General features: G+C 63.1%; 28 protein-coding genes and 1 pseudogene. 14 read left to right on the forward strand and 15 right to left on the reverse strand.

Annotation, left to right across the window (positions count from 1 at the left end; genetic code table 11):
• Positions 1-54 precede the first annotated feature (54 nt).
• Genes DU505_RS07880 through arsH form a run of 3 tightly spaced genes read left to right on the forward strand, consistent with a single transcriptional unit; the run spans position 55 to position 2,433 of the window.
• Positions 55-477, forward strand: a complete 423-nt coding sequence (locus DU505_RS07880; RefSeq protein WP_114478444.1) for a PadR family transcriptional regulator — start codon at positions 55-57, stop codon at positions 475-477.
• A gap of 52 nt (positions 478-529) precedes the next feature.
• A complete protein-coding gene (locus DU505_RS07885) occupies positions 530-1,690 on the forward strand; it encodes an MFS transporter (protein ID WP_114478445.1) in 1,161 nt (386 codons plus the stop codon).
• A complete protein-coding gene (gene arsH, locus DU505_RS07890; protein WP_114478446.1) occupies positions 1,687-2,433 on the forward strand; it encodes an arsenical resistance protein ArsH in 747 nt (248 codons plus the stop codon). The genes DU505_RS07885 and arsH overlap by 4 nt, the downstream gene beginning before the upstream one ends.
• Positions 2,434-2,493: 60 nt before the next feature.
• Here arsH and DU505_RS07895 read toward each other — a convergent pair whose 3' ends face one another.
• Positions 2,494-3,213 carry an FMN-dependent NADH-azoreductase gene (locus DU505_RS07895; RefSeq protein ID WP_114478447.1) on the reverse strand — a complete coding sequence of 240 codons (720 nt, stop codon included), beginning with the start codon at positions 3,211-3,213 and terminating at the stop codon, positions 2,494-2,496.
• A gap of 139 nt (positions 3,214-3,352) precedes the next feature.
• On the opposite strand from DU505_RS07895, the gene DU505_RS07900 reads away from it, so the two are divergent.
• Positions 3,353-4,273 carry a LysR substrate-binding domain-containing protein gene (locus DU505_RS07900; RefSeq protein ID WP_114478448.1) on the forward strand — a complete coding sequence of 307 codons (921 nt, stop codon included), beginning with the start codon at positions 3,353-3,355 and terminating at the stop codon, positions 4,271-4,273.
• Here DU505_RS07900 and sigJ read toward each other — a convergent pair.
• The 4 genes from sigJ to DU505_RS07920 form a co-directional block, all read right to left on the reverse strand.
• On the reverse strand, positions 4,268-5,140 hold the full coding sequence (sigJ, locus tag DU505_RS07905; protein WP_114478449.1) for an RNA polymerase sigma factor SigJ: 873 nt from the start codon (positions 5,138-5,140) through the stop codon (positions 4,268-4,270). The genes DU505_RS07900 and sigJ overlap by 6 nt on opposite strands.
• Positions 5,140-5,472 carry a putative quinol monooxygenase gene (locus tag DU505_RS07910; protein WP_114478450.1) on the reverse strand — a complete coding sequence of 111 codons (333 nt, stop codon included), beginning with the start codon at positions 5,470-5,472 and terminating at the stop codon, positions 5,140-5,142. The genes sigJ and DU505_RS07910 overlap by 1 nt, the downstream gene beginning before the upstream one ends.
• 545 nt (positions 5,473-6,017) lie before the next feature.
• Positions 6,018-6,455, reverse strand: coding sequence for a VOC family protein (locus tag DU505_RS07915; RefSeq protein ID WP_114478451.1), 438 nt, complete (start codon positions 6,453-6,455; stop codon positions 6,018-6,020).
• Positions 6,456-6,507: 52 nt separating this feature from the next.
• Positions 6,508-7,485: a helix-turn-helix transcriptional regulator gene (locus DU505_RS07920; RefSeq protein ID WP_114478452.1), complete on the reverse strand. Its 978-nt coding sequence runs from the start codon at positions 7,483-7,485 to the stop codon at positions 6,508-6,510.
• A 115-nt stretch (positions 7,486-7,600) separates the two neighbouring features.
• Between DU505_RS07920 and DU505_RS07925 the strand changes: the two genes are divergently transcribed.
• Positions 7,601-8,308 carry a glutathione S-transferase family protein gene (locus DU505_RS07925; RefSeq protein WP_114478453.1) on the forward strand — a complete coding sequence of 236 codons (708 nt, stop codon included), beginning with the start codon at positions 7,601-7,603 and terminating at the stop codon, positions 8,306-8,308.
• 91 nt (positions 8,309-8,399) lie between these two features.
• Positions 8,400-8,858 (forward strand): cupin domain-containing protein, encoded by a 459-nt coding sequence (locus DU505_RS07930; RefSeq protein ID WP_114478454.1) that lies wholly within the window; start codon positions 8,400-8,402, stop codon positions 8,856-8,858.
• A 124-nt stretch (positions 8,859-8,982) separates the two neighbouring features.
• Here the strand turns inward: DU505_RS07930 and DU505_RS07935 are convergent, their stop codons facing one another.
• A complete protein-coding gene (locus tag DU505_RS07935; RefSeq protein ID WP_114478455.1) occupies positions 8,983-9,309 on the reverse strand; it encodes a rhodanese-like domain-containing protein in 327 nt (108 codons plus the stop codon).
• A gap of 125 nt (positions 9,310-9,434) precedes the next feature.
• On the opposite strand from DU505_RS07935, the gene DU505_RS07940 reads away from it, so the two are divergent.
• A complete protein-coding gene (locus DU505_RS07940) occupies positions 9,435-10,331 on the forward strand; it encodes a LysR family transcriptional regulator (protein ID WP_114478456.1) in 897 nt (298 codons plus the stop codon).
• A gap of 56 nt (positions 10,332-10,387) precedes the next feature.
• Here the strand turns inward: DU505_RS07940 and DU505_RS07945 are convergent, their stop codons facing one another.
• From DU505_RS07945 to DU505_RS07955, 3 genes are all read right to left on the reverse strand, one after another.
• Positions 10,388-10,738, reverse strand: coding sequence for an antibiotic biosynthesis monooxygenase family protein (locus DU505_RS07945; RefSeq protein ID WP_114478457.1), 351 nt, complete (start codon positions 10,736-10,738; stop codon positions 10,388-10,390).
• A 27-nt stretch (positions 10,739-10,765) separates the two neighbouring features.
• Positions 10,766-11,182: a VOC family protein gene (locus DU505_RS07950; protein WP_114478458.1), complete on the reverse strand. Its 417-nt coding sequence runs from the start codon at positions 11,180-11,182 to the stop codon at positions 10,766-10,768.
• A 118-nt stretch (positions 11,183-11,300) separates the two neighbouring features.
• Entirely contained in the window at positions 11,301-12,125 is an 825-nt protein-coding gene (locus tag DU505_RS07955) for an alpha/beta fold hydrolase (RefSeq protein WP_114478459.1), read from the reverse strand.
• 97 nt (positions 12,126-12,222) lie between these two features.
• Between DU505_RS07955 and DU505_RS07960 the strand changes: the two genes are divergently transcribed.
• Positions 12,223-13,119, forward strand: a complete 897-nt coding sequence (locus tag DU505_RS07960) for a helix-turn-helix transcriptional regulator (RefSeq protein ID WP_181872762.1) — start codon at positions 12,223-12,225, stop codon at positions 13,117-13,119.
• 47 nt (positions 13,120-13,166) lie between these two features.
• Here the strand turns inward: DU505_RS07960 and DU505_RS07965 are convergent, their stop codons facing one another.
• On the reverse strand, positions 13,167-13,937 hold the full coding sequence (locus tag DU505_RS07965; protein WP_114478461.1) for an SDR family oxidoreductase: 771 nt from the start codon (positions 13,935-13,937) through the stop codon (positions 13,167-13,169).
• A 248-nt stretch (positions 13,938-14,185) separates the two neighbouring features.
• On the opposite strand from DU505_RS07965, the gene ada reads away from it, so the two are divergent.
• Positions 14,186-15,355: a bifunctional DNA-binding transcriptional regulator/O6-methylguanine-DNA methyltransferase Ada gene (ada, locus tag DU505_RS07970; RefSeq protein ID WP_114478462.1), complete on the forward strand. Its 1,170-nt coding sequence runs from the start codon at positions 14,186-14,188 to the stop codon at positions 15,353-15,355.
• Here ada and DU505_RS07975 read toward each other — a convergent pair.
• Positions 15,253-15,804, reverse strand: coding sequence for an Lrp/AsnC family transcriptional regulator (locus tag DU505_RS07975; protein ID WP_114478463.1), 552 nt, complete (start codon positions 15,802-15,804; stop codon positions 15,253-15,255). The two genes, ada and DU505_RS07975, sit on opposite strands and share 103 nt — an antisense overlap.
• A gap of 67 nt (positions 15,805-15,871) precedes the next feature.
• Between DU505_RS07975 and DU505_RS07980 the strand changes: the two genes are divergently transcribed.
• The gene (locus tag DU505_RS07980) at positions 15,872-17,041 is read left to right on the forward strand and encodes an MFS transporter (protein WP_245947821.1); all 1,170 of its coding nucleotides are present in this window, start codon (positions 15,872-15,874) and stop codon (positions 17,039-17,041) included.
• Between the two features lie 27 nt (positions 17,042-17,068).
• The gene (locus tag DU505_RS07985) at positions 17,069-17,461 is read left to right on the forward strand and encodes a VOC family protein (RefSeq protein WP_114478464.1); all 393 of its coding nucleotides are present in this window, start codon (positions 17,069-17,071) and stop codon (positions 17,459-17,461) included.
• 122 nt (positions 17,462-17,583) lie between these two features.
• Here the strand turns inward: DU505_RS07985 and DU505_RS07990 are convergent, their stop codons facing one another.
• Positions 17,584-18,162 carry a TetR/AcrR family transcriptional regulator gene (locus DU505_RS07990; protein ID WP_114478465.1) on the reverse strand — a complete coding sequence of 193 codons (579 nt, stop codon included), beginning with the start codon at positions 18,160-18,162 and terminating at the stop codon, positions 17,584-17,586.
• Positions 18,163-18,293: 131 nt separating this feature from the next.
• Here DU505_RS07990 and DU505_RS07995 point away from each other — a divergent pair, with 131 nt between their 5' ends.
• The gene (locus DU505_RS07995; protein ID WP_114478466.1) at positions 18,294-19,322 is read left to right on the forward strand and encodes an NAD(P)-dependent oxidoreductase; all 1,029 of its coding nucleotides are present in this window, start codon (positions 18,294-18,296) and stop codon (positions 19,320-19,322) included.
• The gene (locus DU505_RS08000) at positions 19,319-20,344 is read left to right on the forward strand and encodes an NAD(P)-dependent oxidoreductase (RefSeq protein WP_114478467.1); all 1,026 of its coding nucleotides are present in this window, start codon (positions 19,319-19,321) and stop codon (positions 20,342-20,344) included. Before DU505_RS07995 ends, DU505_RS08000 begins: the two co-directional genes overlap by 4 nt.
• On the opposite strand, the gene DU505_RS08005 is transcribed toward DU505_RS08000, so the two are convergent.
• Positions 20,326-21,117: a helix-turn-helix transcriptional regulator gene (locus DU505_RS08005; RefSeq protein ID WP_114478468.1), complete on the reverse strand. Its 792-nt coding sequence runs from the start codon at positions 21,115-21,117 to the stop codon at positions 20,326-20,328. The genes DU505_RS08000 and DU505_RS08005 overlap by 19 nt on opposite strands.
• Before the next feature lie 107 nt (positions 21,118-21,224).
• Here DU505_RS08005 and DU505_RS08010 point away from each other — a divergent pair, with 107 nt between their 5' ends.
• Positions 21,225-22,811: an MFS transporter gene (locus DU505_RS08010; protein WP_114478469.1), complete on the forward strand. Its 1,587-nt coding sequence runs from the start codon at positions 21,225-21,227 to the stop codon at positions 22,809-22,811.
• Here the strand turns inward: DU505_RS08010 and DU505_RS08015 are convergent.
• On the reverse strand, positions 22,808-23,365 hold the full coding sequence (locus DU505_RS08015; protein ID WP_114478470.1) for a putative glycolipid-binding domain-containing protein: 558 nt from the start codon (positions 23,363-23,365) through the stop codon (positions 22,808-22,810). The two genes, DU505_RS08010 and DU505_RS08015, sit on opposite strands and share 4 nt — an antisense overlap.
• A 111-nt stretch (positions 23,366-23,476) precedes the next feature.
• Positions 23,477-23,680 (reverse strand): annotated as a pseudogene (locus DU505_RS08020) (aldo/keto reductase); the annotation flags it as partial.
• Positions 23,681-23,705: the final 25 nt, after the last annotated feature.

A 23,705-nucleotide genomic window follows, 5' to 3' on the forward strand; every position in this document is an offset into this window, starting at 1 on the left:
GCGTTTGGCGACATGAATATTGACGCCTCGATCATCGAGGTATAAGTTTCAACCATGACCCAAGCAAAGACCGAATCGGCTACCGGCCGCAAGATTCCCGACTACAGCGAGCCTTCGTACTGGCACGGCACGATCAAGATGTCGCTGTCGAAGTTCTTCGTGCTCAGCGTGCTGCATCGCAAGCCGATGCACGGCTACGAGGTAGTGCAGGCGGTGGAGAAGAGCACCAAGGGCTGCTGCAGTCCATCGGAGGGTACGGTCTACCCGATGCTCAACGAGTTCGAGGCAGGCGGTTACCTGAGTTCATCTGCCGAGGTGGTGCAGGGGCGAACGCGCAAGGTCTACGCGCTGACGGAGAAGGGCCGGGAGGCCTTCCAGGTGGCGGTGGATGCCTGGCTGGAAGCCACGGACTGCATCCTTGAGAGCCGCCGCATGGCGGGCGGGGCGAATAGCGACCGGGAGGGGAGAGAGACGTGAAGGCGAGTCTTTTCTCAGGTGTTGATACCTCGATGATCGAGGTAAGTGGCACATGAACCGTTCCCGAGTGGTGATCGCCCTGGGCGTTTCCCAGACCCTGGCCTGGGGCTCGACCTACTACCTGCCTGCGATCCTTGCTGTGCCCATGGCGCAGGATCTCGGCCTGACGACCGGCACGGTATTCGCGGCGTTTTCCTCGGCGCTGGTAGTCTCGGCGATTCTGGGGCCGGCGGTGGGGCGGCACATCGATCGCTTCGGCGGGCGCGACGTGCTGATGGTTTCCAGCTTGGTATTCTCCCTGGGGCTGCTGCTGTTGGGACTGGCCGCCGGGCCCATGATGCTGTGGGTGGGGTGGCTGGTGATCGGCGTCGGCATGGGGATGGGGCTGTACGAATCGGCCTTCTCCACCCTGGCGGGGCTCTACGGCCGCGAGGCGCGCGGCCCCATCACCGGCATCACGCTGCTGGCGGGCTTTGCCAGCACCGTGTGCTGGCCGATCACCGGTTGGCTCAACGCCGAATTCGGTTGGCAGAACGCCTGCTTCACCTGGGCGGCGGTGCACCTGCTGCTGGGCCTGCCGCTCAACCGCCTGCTGGTACCCTTCGGCATCCAGCCGCCCGCTCAACGCGTCGAGGCGTCAGCGGCCGAAGGAGAGACGACCTGGTTACCCATGGCGCTGCTGGCCTTCGTCTTCGCCGTGACCTGGTTCGTCAGTACCGGCATGGCGGCGCACCTGCCATGGTTGCTGCAGATCGCAGGCCTGTCGCCTGCTGGTGCCATTGCCGCCGCGGCGCTGGTGGGGCCGGCCCAGGTGGCGGCGCGGCTGCTCGAGTTCTCGCTGCTGCAGCGTTTCCATCCGCTGCTTTCGGCAAAGCTGGCGGTGGTTGCCCATCCGCTCGGGGCGCTCGGCGTGATGGCGCTGGGGGCACCACTGGCCACGCTGTTCGTGCTGCTGCACGGTGCCGGCAACGGCATTCTCACCATCGCCAAGGGCACGCTGCCGCTGGCCATCTTCGGCCCGCACGGCTATGGCCTGCGCCAGGGCGTGCTGATGGTGCCGGCACGCTTCGGTCAGGCGCTGGCGCCGCTCACCTTTGCCCTGCTGATCGAGCGTTTCGGCACCCAGGCGCTGCTGTTTTCCTCCGCCCTGGGGCTCGCGGCCCTGGTGGCGCTGTTCGTTCTGCAAACCCATGCCATGAAGGAGGCGACATGAGGCTTCGCACACTGTCCGACCCCGACCATCTCCCGGCCCTCGACAAGCGTTTCGTTCGCCAGCGACCCGGCCAGGGCCTACCCGATACGCTGGGACATCCGCCGCGCATCCTGCTGCTCTACGGCTCGTTGCGCGAGCGCTCCTTTTCGCGCCTGGCGGTGGAGGAGGCCGCGCGGCTGCTGCGTCACTTCGGCGCCGAGACGCGGATTTTCGATCCTTCCGACCTGCCGCTGCCGGATCAGGTGGCCGGCGACGATCACCCGGCGGTATGCGAACTGCGCGAGCTGGCCATCTGGTCCGAAGGGCAAGTGTGGTGCAGCCCCGAGCGCCACGGGCAGATCACCGGCGTAATGAAAACCCAGATCGACCACTTGCCGCTGAGCATGGGGGCGGTACGCCCCACCCAGGGGCGTACCCTGGCGGTCATGCAGGTCAGCGGCGGCTCGCAGTCGTTCAACGCGGTGAATACCCTGCGCCTGCTGGGGCGCTGGATGCGCATGGTCACCATCCCCAACCAGTCCAGCGTGCCCAAGGCCTACCAGGAGTTCGACGAAGCTGGCCGCATGCGGCCCTCGCCGCTCTACGACCGCATCGTCGATGTGATGGAGGAGCTGGTGCGTTTCACCCTGCTGCTGCGACCTCACGCCGAGCCCCTGGTCGACCGCTATTCGGAGCGACGCGAAGCGGCCGGCGCCAAGGCTGACCCGGTGACGGACAAGGCGGCAGTGAGTCAGGCCACATAGCGAATGGCAAAAAGCGGGGCGCTTTGCGCCCCGGTGTTCAGCAACTTTGAAGGGCAGTCATCAGGCCGGCTGTGATAGGCGCGGCAGAGCCATTTCGCTGTGCAAGCGCTCCACCAACCGGTCGATACGCGCCAGGGCACTTTCAGTCGAGGCGGCCAGTACGTCACCGCCTTCCTCCTGGTGCTCGATGGCAATGTCGTGGAAGCCGCCGATGCCGATGAACTGCAGGGCGGTGCGCACGCTCGGTTCCAGGTGGTTGAGCGCGGCCAGGGGGCGCCCCGGGTCAAAGTCGAAACCGCCGCGGGAGGAGAGCAGCACCGCGTGGCGTGAACGGTCGGCCAGCAACGGTACATAGCCCTCCAGACGCAGGTGGGGGTGGGCGCCGTACTGTGGATCGAAGTCGACGGTGCGATTTATGCGGATGATATTGTCGATCCAGGCCTTGAACGCGGCCGGTGGCCCGAAGTTGTACATGGGCACGCCGAGCACCAGGATGTCGGCTCGTTCGACCTCGTCGACCAGCGCATCGCTCTCGGTGAGCAGTTCTCTCATCGGTTCGGTTTGCTGCTCGATGGGCGTGAAGGCGGCTTCGATCCATTCGACGCTGGTCAGCTGTGGCGAGGACAAGCCGATATCGCGATAGACGATCTCGGCATTCGGTTCCAGGGTGTGCCATCGGGAAACGAAGTGGTGGGTCAGCCGGCGGGTATGTGAACCGTGATCATGGCTACCGGCGCGGCCGGGTCGCGGGCTGGCATCGAGGTGGAGTAGTCGGGTCATGGGATTTCTCCTTCGCAGGGTGTAGCATCATTCGAGTGAGTTGTTTTCAGCCTTGTTTGCGGCTGTTTTTATCAAGCCAGAAGCCCAGTAGGGCGACAAACGACGATTCTTTTCCGCTAATGCAAAATTAAACTCAGCCATGACGCCACGCCGACTACCCTCACTCTCCGCTTTGCGCGCCTTCGAGGCGGCGGCGCGCCACCTCAGTGCCAAGCGGGCGGCCGAGGAGCTGTCGGTGACGCCGACGGCGATCAGTCACCAGATCCGCCAGCTCGAGGAGAGCTTGGGTATCGCCCTGTTCGTGCGCCGGCCGCGGCAGCTGGTACTGACGGCCCAGGGGCAGACGCTGCTGGCGGTGCTGAGCGGCTCCTTCGATGCCATCGCCGAGACGGTGACCAAGCTGCGACGGCCTCCTTCGCGCCATGGCGTGAAGCTCTCGACGACGCCAGCCGTGGCCGCGCGCTGGCTGTTGCCCTGGGTGTGTCTGCTGCGCGACGCCCACCCGCAGATCGACCTGAGCATCCAGGTCTCCCACGAGGCGGTCGCTCTGGACGGCATCGTCGCCGACATGGCGATTCGCTATGGCGTGGGCCCCTGGCCCGGGCTGGTCGCGGAGAAGCTGTTCGACAATGTCTTCGTACCCGTCTGCAGCCCCATGCTGAAGCTGCGTGAACCGGCCGAGCTGGTGCGCCATACGCTGCTCCACTTCTCTTCGCCCGCGCCGTTGGATTGGGCGGCCTGGCAGCGCCAGGTCCAGGTCCCGGGGCTCGACGTCAGCGCCGGGCTGATGTTCTCCGACGAAACCCACGGCATCACCGCTGCGCTGGATGGCCAGGGCATAGCCTTGATGAGCCGGTACCTGATAGAGGAGGAGCTGCGTCAGGGGCGCCTGGTACAGCCATTCGGCCCCGAGATAGAGGCCGCTCCCTTCCAGCTCGTCTACCCGCCCGAGCGGTTCGAGGAGCCGGCCATCGCTGCCGTGCGCGACTGGATCATGGGGTTGTTGGACTCTCCGTCGAGAGAGAGCGCCTGCCGTTCTATCGTCGAGCGCCACTCATAACGTGAGCCGCGCCAGCTTGTCGGGATTGCGCACGATGAAGATATCCGTGGCCTGCCCTGAGCGGTCGTAGCCGAAGGTAACCGTGGCGACGACGTTTCCTTCTCGATGCATCATGAAGCCGGGGCCACCGTTAATATCGGCTTCGCGCCATTGGTAGTCGGACCAGTAGCCGCGTAGCCGACTCACCAGGAAGGCCAGCACTTCCTCCAGGCCATGCAATGGCTTGAGCAGGGTGGGCACCTTGCCGCCGCCGTCGGCGCTGAGGCGCACCTCGGCCGAGAGCAGGTTCGCAAGCCGCGCCGTGACGCCCTCTGTGATGGCGAGCCGGAACGCTTCCAGCAGCGCCTGCTGGCGCTCACGCGGTGGGGCATGCCTCTGCTCGGCGGCTAGCAGATTGGCCCGCGCCCGTGACACCAGCTTGCGGCAGGCCGGCTCCTTGAGTTCGAGCATGGCGGCGATCTCGGCATACGAGGTGTCGAAGATCTCATGCAGCAAGTAGGCAGCACGCTCCTTGGGCGACAGCCGTTCCAACAACAGCATGAAGGCGGTGGAGAGCGAGTCGGCGAGCAGGGCACCATCCTCGACGGCGGCAACGGCGGGCGTGGGGATTGGCTCGGGCAGCCAGGCGCCGACATAGTCGACCCTGGCCCGGTGAGCGTTGCCCAGCAGATCGAGGCAGCGCCGCGTGCAGGCCGTTGTCAGCCAGGCGATTGGCGTATCGATCGCATCCCGATCCACCGCCTGCCACTTGAGAAAGGTGTCCTGCACCGCATCCTCGGCGTCGGCGCGCGAGCCGAGGATGCGATAAGCCAGCCCCAGCAGCATGGGGCGGGCCTCCTCGAAGAGAAGCAAGTCGGCAGAAGGCATCAGGCTTTCTCGGTTACCGGGGCCGCTTTGTCCTTGGCCCAGGTCACGGTGGCGGCGTGAATCTCGGGCGGCTGGGCAAGCAGGGGCGATACCGCGGCGATATAGGCGTCATAGGCTGGCCCCTGCATGAAGGCCTCTGGGTCCGCACCGTGGGCATAGCGCTGGAAGACGCGGATCGTATCGGGGTCGCTGTCATCGTAGCAGTAGAAATAGGCATCATGGACCTGGCGCGACTCGATGCTGGGCGCCAGGTGGGTCTCCCAGGCGCGCCGCACCTCGTCGCGCTTGCCAGGCAGTGCCTTGTGGGTGATGAGGAGAGTGCTCTGGCTCATATGTGGCTCCTGAATCGGTCGAGAGATGAAGGCCGAGCGGCCGTCACTGTCATGACGATTCAGGAGGGCGCTGTGTGACATGAGCGGTTCCCAAGTGCAGGGTCAACGTATCGTTTCCTCTTGCTCTGGATGAAGCGGCAGCAGGCGGCCATGCTCGCGATATAGCCCAATGTCGCGCAGCATTCGGGCGTCACACTCTTTCAATGCGATATGGTTTCGATGGCTGGCAGCATCACGGCGGCCTCGCTTCAGCCATGACGCGAGTCTGTACAGAATCATGTTCCTTCCCTCCGAAAGCGCTGTCCTTCTGCCACTTTCCCGCTCCAGGTGAGAGGCCACACTCCGTTTATTGCCGTCAAAGGCGCTCGCTTTCCTTCGCTTCGGTGAAACGCGGTGTGATGTGCTGCGGACAGTTAATGGACACTTTGAAGATGTCAAGGCAGCCGAGTGGCCGTTCACCGGGAGGGGTGCCGTCCGGCGGCAGGGATCGAGCCTTCGTCGATCCGCTCGCCGGACGGCCAGGGGAGGGGCGTTTCTGGCAACGCCTAGGCGGCGGCCTGCTCCTCCTTTTCGTAGTTGATCATCCAGGCAACGCCGAACCGGTCCACCAACATGCCGAACCGGTGCGCCCAGAAGGTTTCCTCGAGCGGCATCTGCACGCTGCCGTTGTCGGCCAGGGCATTGAAGAGCCTCTCGGCTTCCAGTACCGAGTCGACGCCAATCGCAATACTCGCACCCTTGATGCCTTCGTAGGGTGCAGGGCTGCAGGGTGAGTTGTCCGATGCCATCAGCAACTGGTCACCGATACGCAGTCGGGCGTGCATGACCAGATCTCGGGCTTCCTCAGGTATTTCCATGCCTTCGCTGGCGGGCATTTCGCCGTAAGTGGCCATGGCCTCGAGCTTGGCGTCGAAGCAGCGCTGGTAGAACTCGAAGGCTTCGCGGCAGTTGTCGTTGAACATCAGGTAGGTGGAAAGCTGCATGGTGGGTCTCCAGGGGATTGTTGTAGGTCCTGCTTCCCTTCATCGATACAAACTAGTCGATTTCGACATGTGCACTATCATTTTTCGCTGCCAGCCTCAGGAGGCGCGCGGCCTGCTCCGAGAGGGCGTCGCGTAGCCCGGGTGGGTCGAGGATTTCGAAATCGAAGGGTTGGTGGACCAACTGGCGAGCGAACCAGTCCAGGCTGTCGGTGCGAGCGTGGAGCATTACGGCGTTTCCGTCGGGCGTGAATACACCGATATTGCGGCCCAGCTCCGCAACGATATTGGCGAGCTCGGTATGAAAGCGCACGCTGACAGCGGTAGCGCGGGGCAGGCTGGCGATGCTGCTGGCCAAGTGCCCGGCGGGATCGAAATCGGCGGGTCGCTCGAAGCTGGCGTCGAGAGGCGTGGCCTCGGCAATGCGGTCCAGACGAAAGCTGCGCAGGTCGCGGCGCAGATGGCACCAGCCGCTGACGTACCAGCGACCACCGCGATAGACCAGCCCAAAGGGATTGAGCACGCGCTGGGTGTGCTGCTCCCGGTCATCACGGTAGTCGAGCCGGACCCGCTGGCGGGCCTGGGTGGCGGTGGCAAACAGGATCAACAAGCGCTCGTCGCCCGGGGCGCGTGCCGAAGGCAATTCCAGACGTGCGCTTTCGCTCAGGGCGTGTGCCTGCTGCTTCAGCCTGGCGGGCATGACCCGCTCCAGCTTGGCTCGCGCAGTTTCCAGTGCCGGGGCCGTCTCGGCGATGCCCAGTCCCTGGGCGGCGAGCAACCCCAGCGAGACAGCCAGCGCCTCTTCGCTGGTCAGCATCAGCGGCGGCAGCTTGAAGCCCGGCATCAGGCGATAGCCGCCGTGCCGCCCCCGCTCGGTGGTGACGGGGATGCCGAGGTCATCCAGGGCCTGGATGTAACGCCGCAGCGTACGGCGATCGACGTCCAACCGCTCGGCCAGCTCCCGGCCGCTCATGTGGCGGTGGGTCTGCAGCAGTTCCAGCAGCGTCAGTACGCGAACGGTAGGATTGGCCACGCTGATTATTCCGTTTTAAATAGGGCGTAATATGTCCTATTTAGCCATTACCTTGCTGACAAGGCCAGGCGCAAACGCCCTGGCTTTCACACCCGAATCAGTGAGGAGCAAGACAATGGAACCCGTACTCTTCTATGGTGTACCGCAAGGCTGTTCGTTCGGCTCTGTCGTGGCGCTCGAGTGGCTGGGGCAACCCTACCGGCTGTGCCGCATCGAGATGATGGAGCAGCCCTGGGACCCGCTCTATGCCAAGGTCAACCCGCTTTTCAAGACCCCGGCGCTGCTACTCGAAGATGGAGAACCGCTTACCGAGAGCCTGGCGATCCTGCAGCATTTGGCCGCGCGAGATCTCAGCACACAGCTGGGCTTCGAGCAGGGCAGCCGGGAACATGATCGCTTGAACCAGATGCTGGCCTACCTCACCACGGACTTCTTCGCCGCCTTCGGGCCACTCTGGACGCTCTATGACACCCAAGGAATGAGCGGCGTGGAGCAGGAGTTGCTGCGCCGGCTGGGCCGTGAGCAGGTCGCGGAGGGCTGCGCCTACCTCGACGGACTGCTGGCCAAGCGCGAGTGGCTGCTGGGCGATGCGCGCAGCATGGCGGATGCCTACCTCATGGGTATCGCTCGCTGGGCCGAGTATCACCGGCTGTTCGATCTCGGGAGTGACTATCCGAACCTGGCCCGGCACCTGGCGAAGCTCAGGGACAATCCGGCCGTGCGCTTCGCCGAGGCCATCGAGCGCGGCGAGCAGCCGGCGGGGCAGGGGCACTTCAAGGGGCATGTGAGCCTGCAGGAGTTAGAGCCGCGTCTGGCCGCCTAAGTGGGTACAAACGGAGCAAGTCGGTCGCCGCCGGGCGCGCTAAGATCAGCCAATGCCCTGGCGGCGACTCGACACTAAAAGGAGAACCGACATGTATCTATCGGCGCAGGATATTCAAGCCCTGGAGGGTGTGAGGAAGGTGCACTTCCTCAATGCCAATGCCGTGCGTATCAACAAGTCGCTGGGGGATGCCGTCGGCATGACCCGGCTCGGGATCCACCAGATCAGCGTACCGCCCGGTCACTTTTCCACTGAGTTCCACTGTCATCGCTACGAGGAGGAAGCCATCTACGTCCTTTCTGGGCGTGGCGTGGCCACCCTGGACGACCAGAAGCAAGCGATCGGCCCCGGCGACTTCATCGGCTGCCCCATCAACGGCGTAGCCCACGAGATGTACAACGATGGCGATGAGCCGCTGGTGTGCCTGGTAGTGGGCCAGCGATTGGCTCAGGACGTGTCTGACTATCCGCGCCTGGGCAAGCGGCTGTATATCAATAGCGGTGAACGGACCTTGGTCGATCACGATGCCATCGAGCGCGTGCAACGCTAGCTTTCGGGTAAGTAAGGGCTTACCGGGGGGAGAACATTATTTCGCTGAGATGGAGCCCACGCCATCACGAAAGGGACCCGCTGGTCCGAAGAACGGCAGGCCCCTAGCGTAGTGCACAGCCCCGTCAGGCCGTGGCGACGGGCAGCTGGGCATCCTCCCACTCCGCCTTGCCGCCCTCGTAGACGGCAACGTCGGTATAGCCCATGGCCTCGAGCTGGTTGGCCACCATGTGTGAGTTTTGGCAGGTCGCGCTGGCACAGTACACCACTATCGCAGCCTGCTTGTCAGGCAGCAGCTCGGGCGCCCGCTGCCTGACCTGGTCATGGTTGATGTTGATGGCATTCGGCAGGTGCCATTGCCGGAAAAATTTCTCCGGCAGTGCCTCGACCAGGATCGGGCGCTCCTGGCCCTCTAGGAGGGCGGCAAGGTCTTCACGGTTGATGGTCTTCATGTAGGTGCTCCAGGTGTTGGCGAATGTGAATCCGTTGCCTTGGCAACGTGACGATCAGCGTAGGATTTGCGCATCAGCAATGGAATCGCCAAAAATCGCATAGGCTCATTGCAAGGTTGCAAAGCATGAATTTCGATTGGGACAATCTTCGCCTTTTCCTGGCGATTGCCCGTGCCGGCACCCTGGCGGGGGCGGCGAGAGCGCTTGGCGTCAACCACTCGACGGTGTTCCGACGGCTCAAGGCGCTGGAGGCCGGCCTGGAGGTGCGCCTGTTCGACCGCTTGCCGCAGGGCTATGTGCCCACTGCGGCGGGTGAGATGCTGCGCCAGCACGCGGAGCGAGTGGAGGAGGAGGCGCAGGCCATCGAGCGCGGGCTCGGGGGGCGCGACGTGAGGCTGTCCGGGCGGGTCGTCGTCACCACCACCGATACCCTGGCCAATGCGTTTCTCGCGCCCGTATTCCAGGGCTTCGTCGAGCGCTACCCGGGCATCGAGCTGGAGCTGCTGATCGTCAGTGCCTTTCTCGACCTGGCCCGGCGCGAGGCGGATGTCGCCATTCGCCCGACGCAGGCACCGTCGGAGAACCTGGTCGGCCGCCGGCTGGGCACCATTCGTTGGGGGGTGTACGGCGCGCGCGACTACTTACAGGAACGTCCGGCGCTCGAGGATCCGGCGCGTCCGGAGGGACACCGCTTTGTCGGCGGCAACGAGTTGATCCGCCATCTTGCCAGCAGCCGATGGCTGGATGAGAGGGTGCCGCCGGAGGCCTTCGCGCTACGTACGAACAGCGTCGTCGCGGCGCTGGGGGCCGCCCGGGCAGGCGCGGGGCTTGCCGTGGTGCCGCATTACATGGCTCGCCAGGAGAGCGAGCTGGAGTGCGTGCTGGCGATCGGCCCGGAGGTGGCGACCGACCTGTGGCTGCTGGTCCATCCGGACCTACGTCACAGCGCCCGTATTCGCGCCTTCATGTCCTTCGCGGTCGAGGCGGTCAGGCAGCGACAGGACGAACTGGAAGGCCGCTAACGCCAGGTTTCGAGGTAGCTTTCATGTTGAGGCAAGGCGCCTGTCGGCCGCTGCGTTCACGCGGTGTCGTGGCGCTCGCGGCTATCGGCAGGCGCCTGTTCTCGCTCATGCATGCCGTAGTCACGCATCACCGTGGCGACGCGCAGGCGGTAGTCGTCGAACACGGTGTCGCGGCCCTGGGCCTGGGCCGTGCGGTGGCGTTCGAGCTGACGCCACTGGGCCACGGCCTGCTCATCGCGCCAGAAGGAGAGCGAGAGTACCTTGCCCGGCTGAGTCAGGCTCTCGAAGCGTTCGATGGAGACGAAGCCATCGATCTCGTCGAGCAATGGTCGCAGGCTGGCGGCGATATCGAGGTACTGCTCGCGGCGGCCGGACTTGGGAATGACTTCGAAGATAACGGCGATCATGGGAATCCCGTGTTGTCGTTGTGTGCTTCAGGTAGCGATCTCATCGTAACCCCGATTCAGGAACTGCACGAAGCAGAAGCCGTGGCCGAACGGGTCGGCCATCAGTACGAGCTTGCCCCAGCTGTCGGTGACGGTAGGTTGCTCCTGTGTGGCTCCGGCCGCGATGGCCCGCTCCAGCGCCATATCGATATCCTCCACCACCACGTCCAGGTGGACCGGTGTCCAGTGGCGCGTGTAGTGGCGCTGATCGCCGGGTGTGACCCCACCCGCTGCGTAAGCCGGCGATCCGGAGGCCTTGGCCAACAGATAGATGGGCGCCGGCCCGCCGATCAGCTCGACGCCGTCCTCGCCGAAGCGGCGCCCGACTTCGAGGCCGAAAGCCTGTACATAGAAGTCGATACCACGCTCGAGATCGTCCACGTCCAGGTTGACGAGAAACTCCATGCTGCCTCCTGCCAATAGGTCAGGCTGATTCCGGCCAATAATGAATGAGTAGGCGTTATCCGGTAAGTAAGTGTTTACCGGGGCGCTAGTCAGTGCCTGAAGAGTAGCAGGGGGGGCTTCACCCTTCTTGCTTCCTGAAGAACGATCGCGCGAGTCGTACCCACTGGCCGGGATGGGTTAAATGCGGGGCGTGCCCGGCGCCCGGGATGGTGACTAGTCTGGCATCGGGAATGAGTCGGACGAGGCGTTCCATGGTGGGGGCATACCAGGGTAGCCCCTGCGAACCGGTGCTCAGGCAGATCGGCACATGCAAGCGTTCGAATCGCTCCGGCACGATATCGAGGCGAGTCGGATCCCGGGCTTGGTCCAGCCAAGTCGAGGCGTGAGCAACGAAGCTGGTGCGCATCTCGGTAGTCAGCACTTCTTCCCAGAATCCTGGACCAAAGCCGATGTGCTCGGAGAAGTAGCGCGCTCCCTCTTCGTGCCGTCCCTCCTCGAGTAGCGTAATGGCTCGGTTCATACGTTGCTGAAGGACTGGTAGCAGTGTCTTGCCTTCGGGTTCTTGCTTTAGTAGGCCGAACGCCGGTGGCTCATGTACCAGCACCGATCGGATCCGCTGCGGGCACTCCCCGGCGGCCAACAAGGCAATAGTGGCGCCATAGGAGTGGCCGATCAGGTGGACCTTGGCGTCGCCAGCTACGGCTTGGATCAGTTGGCATAGATCGTCGACGTCCTCGCCATAACTTCCTTGTCCTGGTGGGCACTCGCTTTCGCCATGGCCACGGCGATCATAGCGGATCACGCGGAGCTCGCGAGAGAGTTCCGGGGTCACTTGATCCCAGGCGGCATGGGTATCCCAGGAGCCGTGAACCATTACGACTGGCTGCCCCTGGCCCGATTCAATCAGGGTGATGTGAAGTTGATTAATGTGTATTTGATTCATGGCTGACCCTCGTCGAATGACTCGTGTAGGGCTACCATGCTAGATGTTTATGGGAACGATTATCGTCCTCTTTTCTATGCCCGCAGGAGTCATTCGTATGGCGGTTGGGGTCAATCACTGCTCAACGCACGGAAGTCGGTCGCTAGGGTGTTTGCCGCTTACTCAGACCCATTGCGAGCTGGATGACGGACTGGCAGTCAATCTGCTCCGTCATCATTCGGCGTTCGAGCGGATCGAAAAGAGCTGCGACCCGTATGGCAGGCCAATGCTGGCCCTGACCTTTGGTCTTCAAGGGGAATCGCAGTTTCGGCAGAACGATGGGGCGAGGTTAACCTTCCGTGCCGGTTACACCACGATTGCTGGGTTCACGGCCAGCCGAGGGGAGCGATGTCTGCCGGCCGGCCAGTCGATTCTACAGCTGCGGATCTTGCTCGATGAGCGTCGTTTGCGCCAATACGCCAACGGCGAGCAGGTAGCGAAGTGGTTGGGAAACGACAGCGTCAATCGTTTGGCCTTTGCGGCCACGACAGGCGTTTGCCACGCCCATGTGCGAGCGCTGGCTTGTCAGATGCAGCAGGACTGTTCCCGCTTGGATATGCAAGTCCACGCACTCAGTGCCCTGGCGCATGCGCTAAGAGTTCTTCTGCTCGATTCGCGGGAAAATAATCGGCTGAGTCACGCAAGGATCGAGAGGCTCGAGCGGGCAAGGTCCCTGTTGCTGGAACGGCTCGACTGTCCCCCGGCGCTGGCCGACTTGAGTGCCGCGGTTGGCCTGAACGAGTGCGCTCTCAAACAGGGGTTCCGGCACCGTTTTGGCACGACACCACGACGTCTGTTGCATGAGGCACGCATGTGCGAGGCACACACCTTTTTAGAGAGTGGCTGCCAGGTTGCGCAGGCGGCATATCGGGTCGGTTATGCCCACCCAGGGAATTTCAGTGTCGCCTTCTTGCGCTACTACGGTTATTACCCCAAAGCCGTTTTTGACAAGTGACGCTAACCGTGGCGAAACGGAAACCCGGCCAGCGTCGTCCTTGCCGGTCAGGTTCGGTTGATCGAGACGCCACCATCGGCCAGCATCGCCGTGCCGGTGACAAAGCTGGCATCGTCGGAAGCCAGGTAGAGCGCCGCTCGGGCGATCTCCTCCGGCGTGGCCATGCGCTTGAGCGCGTGCAGGTTCTCGACGAACGTCAGGACTTCCGGGCCCGCGTCGGGGGCATTGGTGATGCTGGCGGGCGTATCGGTGCCTCCGGGCAGCAGGGCATTGACCCGAATGCCGTTGGGCCCCAGCTCGGCAGCCAGGCACTTCATCATGCCCAGGATGGCGGCCTTGCTGGCGCCGTAGGCCGCCATGCCGGGCAAACCGGCGGTATGGCCGACGAAGCTCGAGGTGAATAGCAGGCTGCCGCCGCCGCGCTGTAGCAGCGCCGGGATCTGGTACTTGGCGCCCAGATAGGCGGCGGTCAGGTTGGTATGAATGATGTCGTGCCAGTCACTCGGCGACGTATCCTGCAATGGTCCCATCGGCCCGACGATGCCGGCATTGTTGAAGGCGATATCGAGCCCTCCGAAGCGTTCCAGGGCGGTAGCGACCAGGCGCTGGGCCACGCGCTCGTCGCCTACGTCTCCGGTGACGGCAACGGCGGTGCCGCCGTCGCGCGCGATGGCTTCGACCAGAGCATCGAGTTCGTCCCGGCGGCGTGCATTCACTATCACGTTGGCGCCTTCGCTGGCGAATAGCCGAGCGGTGGCATGGCCGATCCCTGAGCTGGCCCCGGTGACGATGGCGATCTTTCCGGCAAGTCTGTTCATGGCGGTAGTCTCCATGGGAGGTATGGGGTGGTTTGGGTTCCCATGCCTACCCTGCCGGTGCTCGGGTGCGTCCTCACTCCGCTTCTTGCCGTCAAAAATCTGGCGGTTCGATGATGCTATGCTGCGAGTGTCGCGAAATGCTGTGAAGAGACGGGTTCACTTTGAAAGCAAGGGACGGAGTGTGCCAGGCGGGCTCAGGGATCATCCTGAACTCACGGAGAACGCCGAACCCACAGCGGAGGCCCGCCATGCACGAGACATCCACCCATTCGTTTGCCACCTTCGCTTCCGATGAGGCGAAATGGGCCGCGGTATTGGCTCGCGATGCCGCGGCGGACGACGCCTTCGTCTATGCGGTGCGTACCACCGGGGTCTATTGCCGTCCCACCTGCCCATCGCGCCGTCCGCGTCGCGAGAACGCCGAGTTCCATGCCGATGCGGCCACGGCCGAGCGGGCCGGCTACCGGCCGTGCCAGCGCTGCCGCCCCAAGGAGCAAACGTTGGCCCAGCGACACGCCCAGAGCGTCGCCAGGGCGTGCCGTCTTATCGAGACATCTGACGAACTCCCCTCGCTCGACGAATTGGCACAAGCTGCGGGGCTGAGCCGCTTCCACTTTCATCGTGTCTTCAAGTCGGCCACGGGGCTGACGCCCAAAGCGTATGCGGTCGCCTGCCGGGCGGGTCGTGTACGCCAGGCGCTGGCGCAACAAGATACCGTCACCGAGGCGATCTACGAGGCGGGCTTCAATTCCAGCGGGCGCTTCTATGCCGGCTCCAATCGCATGCTCGGCATGACGCCCAAGCGTTACCGCTCGGGAGGGAAAGGCATGGAGATTCAATTCGCCCTGGGAGAGTGTTCGTTGGGCACGATTCTTGTGGCCGCCAGCGAAAAGGGTATTTGCGCCATTTCCCTGGGGAGCGATCCGGAGCAGCTGTTGCAGGAGTTCCAGGACCGTTTCGCCAACGCCAACCTGATCCCGGGGGGTAAGGATTTCGACGTATGGGTGGCCCAGGTGGTGGGCTTCGTCGAGACGCCTGGCCTCGGGCTATCGCTGCCGCTGGACATTCGCGGTACTGCCTTCCAGCAGCGGGTCTGGCATGCGCTGACCGAGATTCCCGTAGGCACCACGATCAGCTATGCGGAGTTGGCGGAGCGGATCGGCTCTCCCAAGTCGGTGCGCGCCGTGGCCAGGGCCTGTGCCTCCAACACCATTGCGCTGGCCATTCCCTGCCACCGGGTCGTGCGTAGCGACGGGGCGCTTTCAGGCTACCGCTGGGGAGTGGAGAGAAAGCGCGTGCTGATTGAGCGCGAAGGTCAGCGAGAAGCCGGTGAGGACGGTTCGGGAAAATCCCCCTCTAGCGCTTCAGTGATTCCCGCTTGCGGGGTACGCTCGAGGAAGGTCGACAGCACCACGTAACTGCGCGTGGCTTTGACGCTCGGCAGGGCATAGAGCCGGGCGAGGAGGCCTTCCAGTGCACGGCTGCTGGCGCAGCGCACCTTGAGCAGCATGCAGGCATCGCCGGCCACGGAGTGGATCTCCTCGACTTCGGGCAGCTCCGAGAGTGCGAGCAGTTCCTTGGTCTTGCCCCATCCAGTGGAGTCGACGTGCACGAAGGCGAGGAAAGGTTTCCCTGTGGAAGGGCCATCCAGCATTGCCACCGTGCCGCGTATGCGTCCTGTGGCCCGCAGCCGTTTGACCCGTTCGTGCACGGCCGGCGCCGAGAGCCCGGCGCGGTCACCCAGTTCGGCGTAGCTGAGCCCGGCATCCTGGGCCAGTTCGCCTAATATTGTTCGGTCGAAGGCGTCCAGCGGGCGTGCCGCCTGGCCTTTGTTCCGAACGGTTTCTGTTTTTTTAGGATTCGGCATTATCGCGATTGCTCCGAATGGAATTCCTTTCTTCAATGGTAATGTCGAATTCCATCTGGAGCGAGTCGTGATTAGTCGTCATCTGGTTCTGTTAACTGCAGCCATTGCCGTAATTGGCGCCAATTCGCTGGCGCTGAGCCCCATTGCCGCTGCGGTGGCGGAGGCATTCTCGGGCCGCAGCGCCGCCGATGTGATGACGGCTACGGCGCTTTATGGCTTGGCCACGGCGGGCAGTGCACTGCTGCTGGCTTCGGTGGCCGATCGTATCGGTGCCGAGCGCGCGCTGGTGCGGGCGCTGCTGGTGCTATCCGTGGCGCTGGGCCTCGCTGCGCTCTCTCCAGCACTCTGGACTCTGCTTGCCGCCCAGGCGCTGGCCGGCTTGGCGGCGGGCGTGGCGCTGCCGGCGATCTATACCCTCACCGCCCAAGTGGCGGCGAAAGGGCGTGAGAGCCAGACGCTGAGCTTCGTGCTGACGGGGTGGACGCTGAGCCTGATGGTCGGGGTCGGTCTTGCGGCGTTGCTGGCCGACCTGCTGCACTGGCGTGCCGTCTTCACGGTACTGGCGCTGGCTGCCGTGGTATTGGCATTGGGAATATCGCGCTGCCACGACTGGGGAACGAGAGCGGGCGGTGCGACGCCGAGCTCCTTCCTCACTGCCTTGCGAATTCCTGGTATTCGTTCGGTGCTGCTGAATGTCGCTGCCTATATGACGGCGTTCTACGGCCTGTACACCTATCTCGGCCCGCATCTAGGCGAGGCTCTGCAGTTGCCTGCGTCCTTCGCGGGGCTGGCCATTGCCATTTACGGACTGGGCTTCGGCGCCGCAGCACCGCTGGGCCGGTTGGTCGACCGGCATGGTGCGAGCGCCGCCGCCTGTGTGACCTTTGCCGGCCTGATGCTCGTCTACCTGGGACTGATGGGTGCCGCGATGCTTCCGCTGGTATTGCTGGCGCTCTGCTTGGGCTGGGGTGTGGGCAATCACCTGGGCCTGAACCTGCTCATGCGACAGCTTGCCGAACTCGACCCGGTGCAACGTGGGGCCATCATGGGGCTATACAGCGCTATCACCTACCTGTGCGTGTTCGCCGGCGCACTGCTCTATCGCCCGATCTATGCGCACTTCGGCTTTGCCGCCTGCGCCTGGGCTTCGGCAATGCTCGTTCTGCCGGCCTTGGGCTGGGCGCTGGGGCAGTGGCGCAGGAAACAGGCTGCGCTACGCTGTCGCTCGGAGACATGATGGCTTCGGATAATGAGGTATAACAGCATGATTGCTTACACGATGGTGGGAACGAGAAATTTAGAGAATGCGCAGACATTCTATGACCCTCTTTTCGTTGAAATGGGCTGGGATGTCTGCTGGAAAGATGATTCATGCATTTCCTATGGGAAAGAAACCGACCTCGACTTTCCGAGGTTCTTTGTCGGCTACCCCTTCGATGGTCAGGAAGCGAGTGTGGGCAATGGCACCATGACAGCGTTCCAGTTCGCGGCCCCTGAACAGGTCGACAAGTTATACAACATAGCCATCGACAATGGAGGGAGTGACGAAGGCGCTCCAGGCTATCGGCCGCAATACGCCGAAGGGTTCTATGCGGCCTATGTTCGCGATTGCGATGGCAATAAGCTGGCGTTTGTTGTCTACCCGGAGGAGGCTTGAATGACTCGATTGGCACGCTAATGTCTTGCGGGTACTGGAATGTTGTAACCTGCGGCGCTGTAAGGTTTACCGGGCAGGCCAACTGCGGTTCGGTGAGCTTCGTGTCGGTGTCGCCACTGGGTTTATTTCAACCAGCGTACGATGAGCGAGGCCAGGCAGTTGGCCCCGGTTGTCATGTCGGTGTGGCCACGCATCATCTCTTTCGATATCGCTTCACCTGCACCGATGATCCCGACGCAGCGTAGGCGAAGTGATTCTTCGTCGAAATCGCAATAAGGCCGCAGTGCCTCCTGGTAAAGCTTTACGTAGTGATCGAGTAGCTCCTGCTGCACCGCATCCATCTCTTCCGTGCCCTTCAGAGCGGCCGATAGGGCATGCCATTCCGGCCCGACGTCCGTATAGCACTCCATATAAGCTTGACCCACGACCTGGGCAATATCCGCCAGATGGCGCGGCGCCTTCTTTAGCGCAGTGACAAAGGCGTCTGCCTTCGCTTGATCTAGCTGGCGATACAGCACGATGAGCAGGCCGGCTCGGGAGCCGAAGTGCTCGTAGGCGATGGGTTTGCTGACTCCGGCTCTCTCGGCCAGGTAGCCCAGGGTGAGGGCATCGGTGCCCTCCCTCTGCACGATGTTGAGAGCGGTCTCCAAAAGTTGCTCGCGCCGCTCGGCCTTTGTCAGTCGTCTTTTCTGTCTGGTCATGATCTGCCTTCTATTCCTTCTCAAGGATTCGTGCAACCCGTGCAGCGCACGGGTGCTTGACGAGGATAACCTACAAGCAGTAACTTACAAAAGGTAAGTTACTACTTGTAGGTTTATTGGAGGAGAATATCATGTCTCAGCGGAATGATGACCCGGTACTGCTCGTTGGAGGTTCCGGCGTGGTAGGGAGTCAAGCAGCCAGAACACTGCGGCGTCTGTATCCGAATTTGCCGCTTGCCATTGGTGGGCGCGATATGGAGAAAGCGGCAGCTGTGGCCCGGGAGCTGGGGAGGGCCGAGGCGATAAGCGTCGAGCTTGGTACAGCGGGCCTGGGGCTGACGGAGAGCCAGCGCTTCAGTGCTGTGGTCATGTTCCTGAAAGACGACACGCTGAGTTCCTTGCGCTATGCACAGCAGGCAGGAATTCCGCATCTGGGGATTTCGACCGCGGCCTTCGAGATAGCGCCGGAGGTTGCATTGCACATCAATGCGTCTACGCGTTCCGCCATACTCATGATGAGCAACTGGCTGGCTGGCAGTGCGACGCTTCCCGCCCTTCACCTGGCTCGTGAGTTCGCTTCAATCGATTCGATTCGGATTGCTGCGGTACTCGATGAGCAGGATATGGGAGGGCCTGCAGCCTATGCCGATTATCTGCGCCAAACTGGTGCGGTAACGAGCGCACTGATGCGAGAGGAAGGCAAGTGGGTATGGGCCCATGGCAAGCAGACGCATCGCACTTTCACCATGCTGGACGGCACGACTGCGGAGGGTACGGCTTTCGGTAATTTGGACCTGCTCAGCTTATCCGGCGCCACCGATGCAAAAACGATTCGCTTCGACTTTACGCTTGGTGAAACCTCCAGTCGACGCCGCGGTGAGCCGTTCTCGACTGAGATTCTTCTCGATATTACTGGTCAAGACCTGAGTGGGAATCGACGCTCTATTCGACAGGCGATTGTGCATCCGGAAGGTCAGGCACCGCTGACAGCACTGGGCGTGGCGCTCGGCGTGGAACGGTTGCTGGGCCTCGGTGGCCAAGCGCCAGTGGTGCCGGGACTTTACCTACCCGATAGCCTGCTCGCCCCGGATTACTTTGTGCAGCGTATGCAGGAGATTGGCGCTCGCTTCCACGATCTCGAGCCGGAGGTTAGCTCATGAATGCCTCCTCTCTTGCTCCCGTGCTTCTGATAGGCGGGGCAGGCCGTGTCGGCTCACGGGCCGCTCGTTGGCTGCGTGACATGCACCCTGAGCTACCGATCGTCATCGCAGGACGAGATATTGCAAAGGCGCGCCGGCTGGCCACCGAGATCGGACATGCCTCAGCCATTGTCATCGACTTGGGTCGGGTCGATCTGGGCTTGGACGAAGATGCCTCATTTAGCGCCGTGACCGTGTTGCTTAAGGACGATTCGCTGAGCGCAATGCATTTCGCCCAGACGCATGGCGTGCCGTACGTGGCGATTTCCGACTACGCCTTCGATATCGGACCGGAGGTGGCGCTGGGGGTAGCCAGGCCCAACGCGGCGCCAGTCCTTTTGCTCGGCCATTTCTTGGGGGGTATATCAGTGCTGGCGACACTGCATGCCACTCGCAACTTTCAGCGAGTGGATACCATCGAGATGGCTGCCGTCTTCTCCCCGGCGGATATCGGCGGGCCGACGGCCCAGGCCGATATGGCACGTGTCGCTGAAATTGCGCCTCATCCGCTGATGCTGCAGGACGGCCATTGGGTCTGGGCCAAGGGAGAGGCGGCACAGCGTACATTCACAGATATCGACGGCGTGGTACGGCAGGGGCAGGCCTATCCCCTGCTCGATGTGGTTAGTCTGGCGGTGGCGACTGAGGCTGTCTCGATCCGTATCGACGCTTTCATGCGCAATGATGCGGATTCCTCGCCTTCCCACCGGTTGATCATTGATATCGCTGGCTTAAGTCAGAATGGCGAGCCAAAACGCACCCGCTGGGTAATCGAGGATGATGACTTCCATCAAGGCATGAGCGGCATAGGCCTGGCCCTGGCCATCGAACGACTGCTGGGGCTGAGCGGAGGCGAGCCGGTTAAACCAGGGCTCTATCACCCCGAGACTCTCTTGAGGTCGGAAGACGTCATGCAACGACTAAAGCAGGCAGGTGTGTCGGTTCGGGCTTATCCGCTGCCCGATCACGTGGTGTCTACATAAACCACCATCCTGAGATGCCGGTGCTCGTCCACCAGCAGCGTGGCGTGTTCGTACTCCCTCGGGCTGGATTCGGTGTCGAGAATCGAGCCGATGCCGTAGCGATAGGCCTCGTGGTTGGGTTGTTCCCACCAGCGGCGAAAATCCGGCGATAGCTTGGCGAGCGCATCGATCAGCTCCTGCATGGCCGGGTCCTCGGGCGCGGCCGCCAGATCGCAGCGGAACTGGGCCAGCAGGCGGGGGGCATCCTGATGCCAGTCGGGAAGGCGTCGACGCAGCGCCGGGTCGGCGAACAGCAGGCGCACCATGTTGCGCTCGCCGGGCTCCCTGTCGCTGAAGTCGAACAGGCTATCGGCCACCGTATTCCAGGCGATGACGTCCCAGCGCAGATTCATCACGTAGGCGGGCCTGGGCATGTCATCCATCAGCGTCTGCACCAGGGGTGGAATTTCCTGCCACTGGTAGGCCTCCACCGGCGGCGGGCGGCGATGGGCGAGCAGGAACAGGTGGCAGCATTCGGCATCGTCGAGCTTGAGGGCCTTGGAAACGCTGAGCACAAAGCTCTCCGAGACGTTGATGTCGCGTCCCTGCTCGAACCAGGTGTACCAGGTCAACCCCACGCCAGCGAGGGTGGCCACTTCCTCACGGCGAAGCCCTGGGGTGCGCCGACGGCCGGTGCTGGGCAGGCCGACGTCGGCCGGCGTCAGCTTGTTGCGATGATGGACCAGGAAGTCGGTGAGTTCACTGCGGGTTCTGTCGAGGCTGCGTCCGGCCATGGCTTCGTTCCAGGTAGTACCGCTGGTAATAGGATAACTGGCTATATTGTAACCCCATAAAGATTGGCAAAGACTATCATGCCAACCCTATGGAAAGGAGGCATGGCATGGTTTCCCTCAATGAAGCGTCAGGCTCTCGGCCCACCCGACAGCGGGCGGGTATCAAGGAGTGGGCCGGCCTGGCGGTATTGGCACTGCCCACGGCACTTCTAGGCCTCGACGTCACCATTCTCTATCTGGCACTGCCCGCCCTGGCAGCGGATCTGCAGCCGAGCAGCACCGAGGCGCTGTGGATCATGGATGCCTACGGTTTCATGATCGCCGGCTTTTTGATCACCATGGGAACCTTGGGCGACCGCATCGGCCGTCGCCGGCTGTTGATGATCGGCGCCGTAGCCTTTGGCGTCACTTCGGTGATCGCGGCCTTCTCCACCAGCGTCGCCATGCTGATTGCCGCCCGCGCGGTGCTCGGTGTGGCCGGTGCGACGCTGATGCCGTCGACCCTGGCGCTGATCAGCAACATGTTCGGCGATGTGCGCCAGCGCGCCCTGGCCATCGGCATATGGGCCACCATGTTTGCTCTGGGCATGGCGCTGGGGCCGGTCGTGGGCGGTGTGCTGCTGGAACGCTTCTGGTGGGGCTCGGCTTTCCTTATAGCTTTGCCTGTGGTGGTGGTGCTGCTGATTGCGGCGCCGATACTGCTGCCGGAGTATCGCGCGCATCGCAGTGGCCCGTTGGATCTCGCAAGCGTATTGCTCTCGCTGGCGGCCGTGCTGCCGGCGGTCTATGGCGTGAAGGAGGTCGCCAAGTCGGGGCTCGAGCCTGTTCCGGTACTGGCGCTTGTGCTGGGGGGGATGCTGGCGCTTGCCTTCGTGCGTCGTCAAAAGCGCTTGGCCGATCCATTGCTCGATATGCGTCTGTTCGGCAGCCGCACGTTCAGTGCAGCACTGATCGTATTGCTGGTTGGCCTAGTGGGCGTTTCCGGCGTCATGCTGCTGGTGACCCAGTATCTGCAACTGGTGGCGGGGCTCACGCCGTTGGCGGCAGGGCTGTGGATGGGGCCACCGGCGCTGATGATGGTGCTGGCAGGCATCGTGGCGCCGCTGATTGCCCGACGTATTCGTCCTGGCTATGTGGTGGGCGCCGCGCTAACGCTCTCGACGCTGGGCTATTGGCTGCTGGCAACCGTCGACGTTAATTCCAGTGGCGTAGGCCTGGCGATAGCCGGGTTCTCGCTGGTCTATCTCGGCCTAGGGACTATCGCTGCCCTGGGCACCGACCTGGTCGTGGGTGCCGCGCCGGCAGAGAAGGCCGGTTCGGCCTCGGCCATGTCGGAGATGGTGCAGGAGCTGGGTGTTGCGCTGGGGGTGGCGCTGCTGGGTAGCCTGGCCACCTTCGTCTATCGCGCACAGTTCAGCGCGACGATGGCCGATGGTAAAGCCGCCGGGGTGGCGGGCATCGTGGAGGAAAGCCTGTGGGCCACCGTTTCGGCCGGCGAGAGCCTTCCTTCGGGCGTATTGCTGGAAGCCCAGCAGGCCTTCACCGCGGGGCTGAATGTGACCGCCACCGTGGGCGGCATCGCTATCCTGGTGCTAGCGGTGGTTTCCATCGTCAGCCTGCGCCATGTCGGGGCCATTGGCGGAGAAGTTCAGGATCAATCAATCGAGAAAGGCGAGCCCTGCTCGCTCTGCTAGGCCTGGTTCTCATCCAGAGTCTCGAACAGGCCCTCGTAGGCAACGACGAGATGATTGTCGTCGACCTCCAGGTCGGCCTCGAAGCCTTTGGCGATGCCCAGGTCGGTGTATCGCCAGCGGTCTCTGCCGAGGGCCGTATAGCGTTGGCGGGAGGGCAGCAACTGAAGGGAGGGCAGGTCCACATACAGCGTGGTCAGCTCGCCCGACCCTTGAAGCCGGCGCATTGCCAGCGTGTTGCAGAATGGCGTCGCCGACAGGTCTATTTCCTCGCAATCCGCGAGATCGGGGCGTAGGCGACCGTTCACCTGCCAGCCCTCCTCGCTGCGTTCGACCTGCAGGGTCTCGACCGTCGGGCTTGCGAGGTGCAGCTCCAGGCGGTGAGTGCGCCAGTCGCGGTCGAGTTGCCAGAGATAGGACAAGCCAAATGCCTCGGCACCCGCGTGCACGACCGTGGAGAGAACCAGGAAGCCTTCGTCATCCGGCTGGACGTGCAGGACCTCCAGGCCCGGCTCATCCAGTCGCCGCCACTTGCGGGTTATCGATAGCGCTGACATGACGATACCTCCTCCTTGTCTTCCAACGGATCGCAAGGGCCTCGGCCCCGGCCTGCAGTCGTATCACCGCCGCCGCTCCCTCCAGCCTCGCTGACCAGGGCCGATCGGTGCTCATACGGGAGGGGGATTGCGCTCGGCGAACTGGCCGTTCCAGTAAGGGTAGTAGGGATAGGGCGGTGTCACGCGGCTGGCTTCATCGAGCCGCCTTGTCTGCTCCTCCCCGAGTTGCCATCCGGTGGCCCCCAGGTTGTCTCGCAGCTGTGTCTCGTTGCGTGCGCCGATCAACACGCTGGATACGGTGGGTCGTCGGAGTAACCAGTTGAGGGTGGTTCAGCTCCTG

The organism is Billgrantia montanilacus (genome assembly GCF_003336675.1).
Classification (GTDB): domain Bacteria; phylum Pseudomonadota; class Gammaproteobacteria; order Pseudomonadales; family Halomonadaceae; genus Halomonas; species Halomonas montanilacus.

Bases quoted from the DNA above. Each gene is read 5' to 3' on its own strand.
- DU505_RS07880 (WP_114478444.1), top strand. From the start codon at position 55: ATGACCCAAGCAAAGACCGAATCGGCTACCGGCCGCAAGATTCCCGAC.
- DU505_RS07885 (WP_114478445.1), top strand. From the start codon at position 530: ATGAACCGTTCCCGAGTGGTGATCGCCCTGGGCGTTTCCCAGACCCTG.
- arsH (WP_114478446.1), top strand. From the start codon at position 1,687: ATGAGGCTTCGCACACTGTCCGACCCCGACCATCTCCCGGCCCTCGAC.
- DU505_RS07895 (WP_114478447.1), bottom strand. From the start codon at position 3,213: ATGACCCGACTACTCCACCTCGATGCCAGCCCGCGACCCGGCCGCGCC.
- DU505_RS07900 (WP_114478448.1), top strand. From the start codon at position 3,353: ATGACGCCACGCCGACTACCCTCACTCTCCGCTTTGCGCGCCTTCGAG.
- sigJ (WP_114478449.1), bottom strand. From the start codon at position 5,140: ATGCCTTCTGCCGACTTGCTTCTCTTCGAGGAGGCCCGCCCCATGCTG.
- DU505_RS07910 (WP_114478450.1), bottom strand. From the start codon at position 5,472: ATGAGCCAGAGCACTCTCCTCATCACCCACAAGGCACTGCCTGGCAAG.
- DU505_RS07915 (WP_114478451.1), bottom strand. From the start codon at position 6,455: ATGCAGCTTTCCACCTACCTGATGTTCAACGACAACTGCCGCGAAGCC.
- DU505_RS07925 (WP_114478453.1), top strand. From the start codon at position 7,601: ATGGAACCCGTACTCTTCTATGGTGTACCGCAAGGCTGTTCGTTCGGC.
- DU505_RS07930 (WP_114478454.1), top strand. From the start codon at position 8,400: ATGTATCTATCGGCGCAGGATATTCAAGCCCTGGAGGGTGTGAGGAAG.
- DU505_RS07935 (WP_114478455.1), bottom strand. From the start codon at position 9,309: ATGAAGACCATCAACCGTGAAGACCTTGCCGCCCTCCTAGAGGGCCAG.
- DU505_RS07940 (WP_114478456.1), top strand. From the start codon at position 9,435: ATGAATTTCGATTGGGACAATCTTCGCCTTTTCCTGGCGATTGCCCGT.
- DU505_RS07945 (WP_114478457.1), bottom strand. From the start codon at position 10,738: ATGATCGCCGTTATCTTCGAAGTCATTCCCAAGTCCGGCCGCCGCGAG.
- DU505_RS07950 (WP_114478458.1), bottom strand. From the start codon at position 11,182: ATGGAGTTTCTCGTCAACCTGGACGTGGACGATCTCGAGCGTGGTATC.
- DU505_RS07955 (WP_114478459.1), bottom strand. From the start codon at position 12,125: ATGAATCAAATACACATTAATCAACTTCACATCACCCTGATTGAATCG.
- DU505_RS07960 (WP_181872762.1), top strand. From the start codon at position 12,223: ATGGCGGTTGGGGTCAATCACTGCTCAACGCACGGAAGTCGGTCGCTA.
- DU505_RS07965 (WP_114478461.1), bottom strand. From the start codon at position 13,937: ATGAACAGACTTGCCGGAAAGATCGCCATCGTCACCGGGGCCAGCTCA.
- ada (WP_114478462.1), top strand. From the start codon at position 14,186: ATGCACGAGACATCCACCCATTCGTTTGCCACCTTCGCTTCCGATGAG.
- DU505_RS07975 (WP_114478463.1), bottom strand. From the start codon at position 15,804: ATGCCGAATCCTAAAAAAACAGAAACCGTTCGGAACAAAGGCCAGGCG.
- DU505_RS07985 (WP_114478464.1), top strand. From the start codon at position 17,069: ATGATTGCTTACACGATGGTGGGAACGAGAAATTTAGAGAATGCGCAG.
- DU505_RS07990 (WP_114478465.1), bottom strand. From the start codon at position 18,162: ATGACCAGACAGAAAAGACGACTGACAAAGGCCGAGCGGCGCGAGCAA.
- DU505_RS07995 (WP_114478466.1), top strand. From the start codon at position 18,294: ATGTCTCAGCGGAATGATGACCCGGTACTGCTCGTTGGAGGTTCCGGC.
- DU505_RS08000 (WP_114478467.1), top strand. From the start codon at position 19,319: ATGAATGCCTCCTCTCTTGCTCCCGTGCTTCTGATAGGCGGGGCAGGC.
- DU505_RS08005 (WP_114478468.1), bottom strand. From the start codon at position 21,117: ATGGCCGGACGCAGCCTCGACAGAACCCGCAGTGAACTCACCGACTTC.
- DU505_RS08010 (WP_114478469.1), top strand. From the start codon at position 21,225: ATGGTTTCCCTCAATGAAGCGTCAGGCTCTCGGCCCACCCGACAGCGG.
- DU505_RS08015 (WP_114478470.1), bottom strand. From the start codon at position 23,365: ATGTCAGCGCTATCGATAACCCGCAAGTGGCGGCGACTGGATGAGCCG.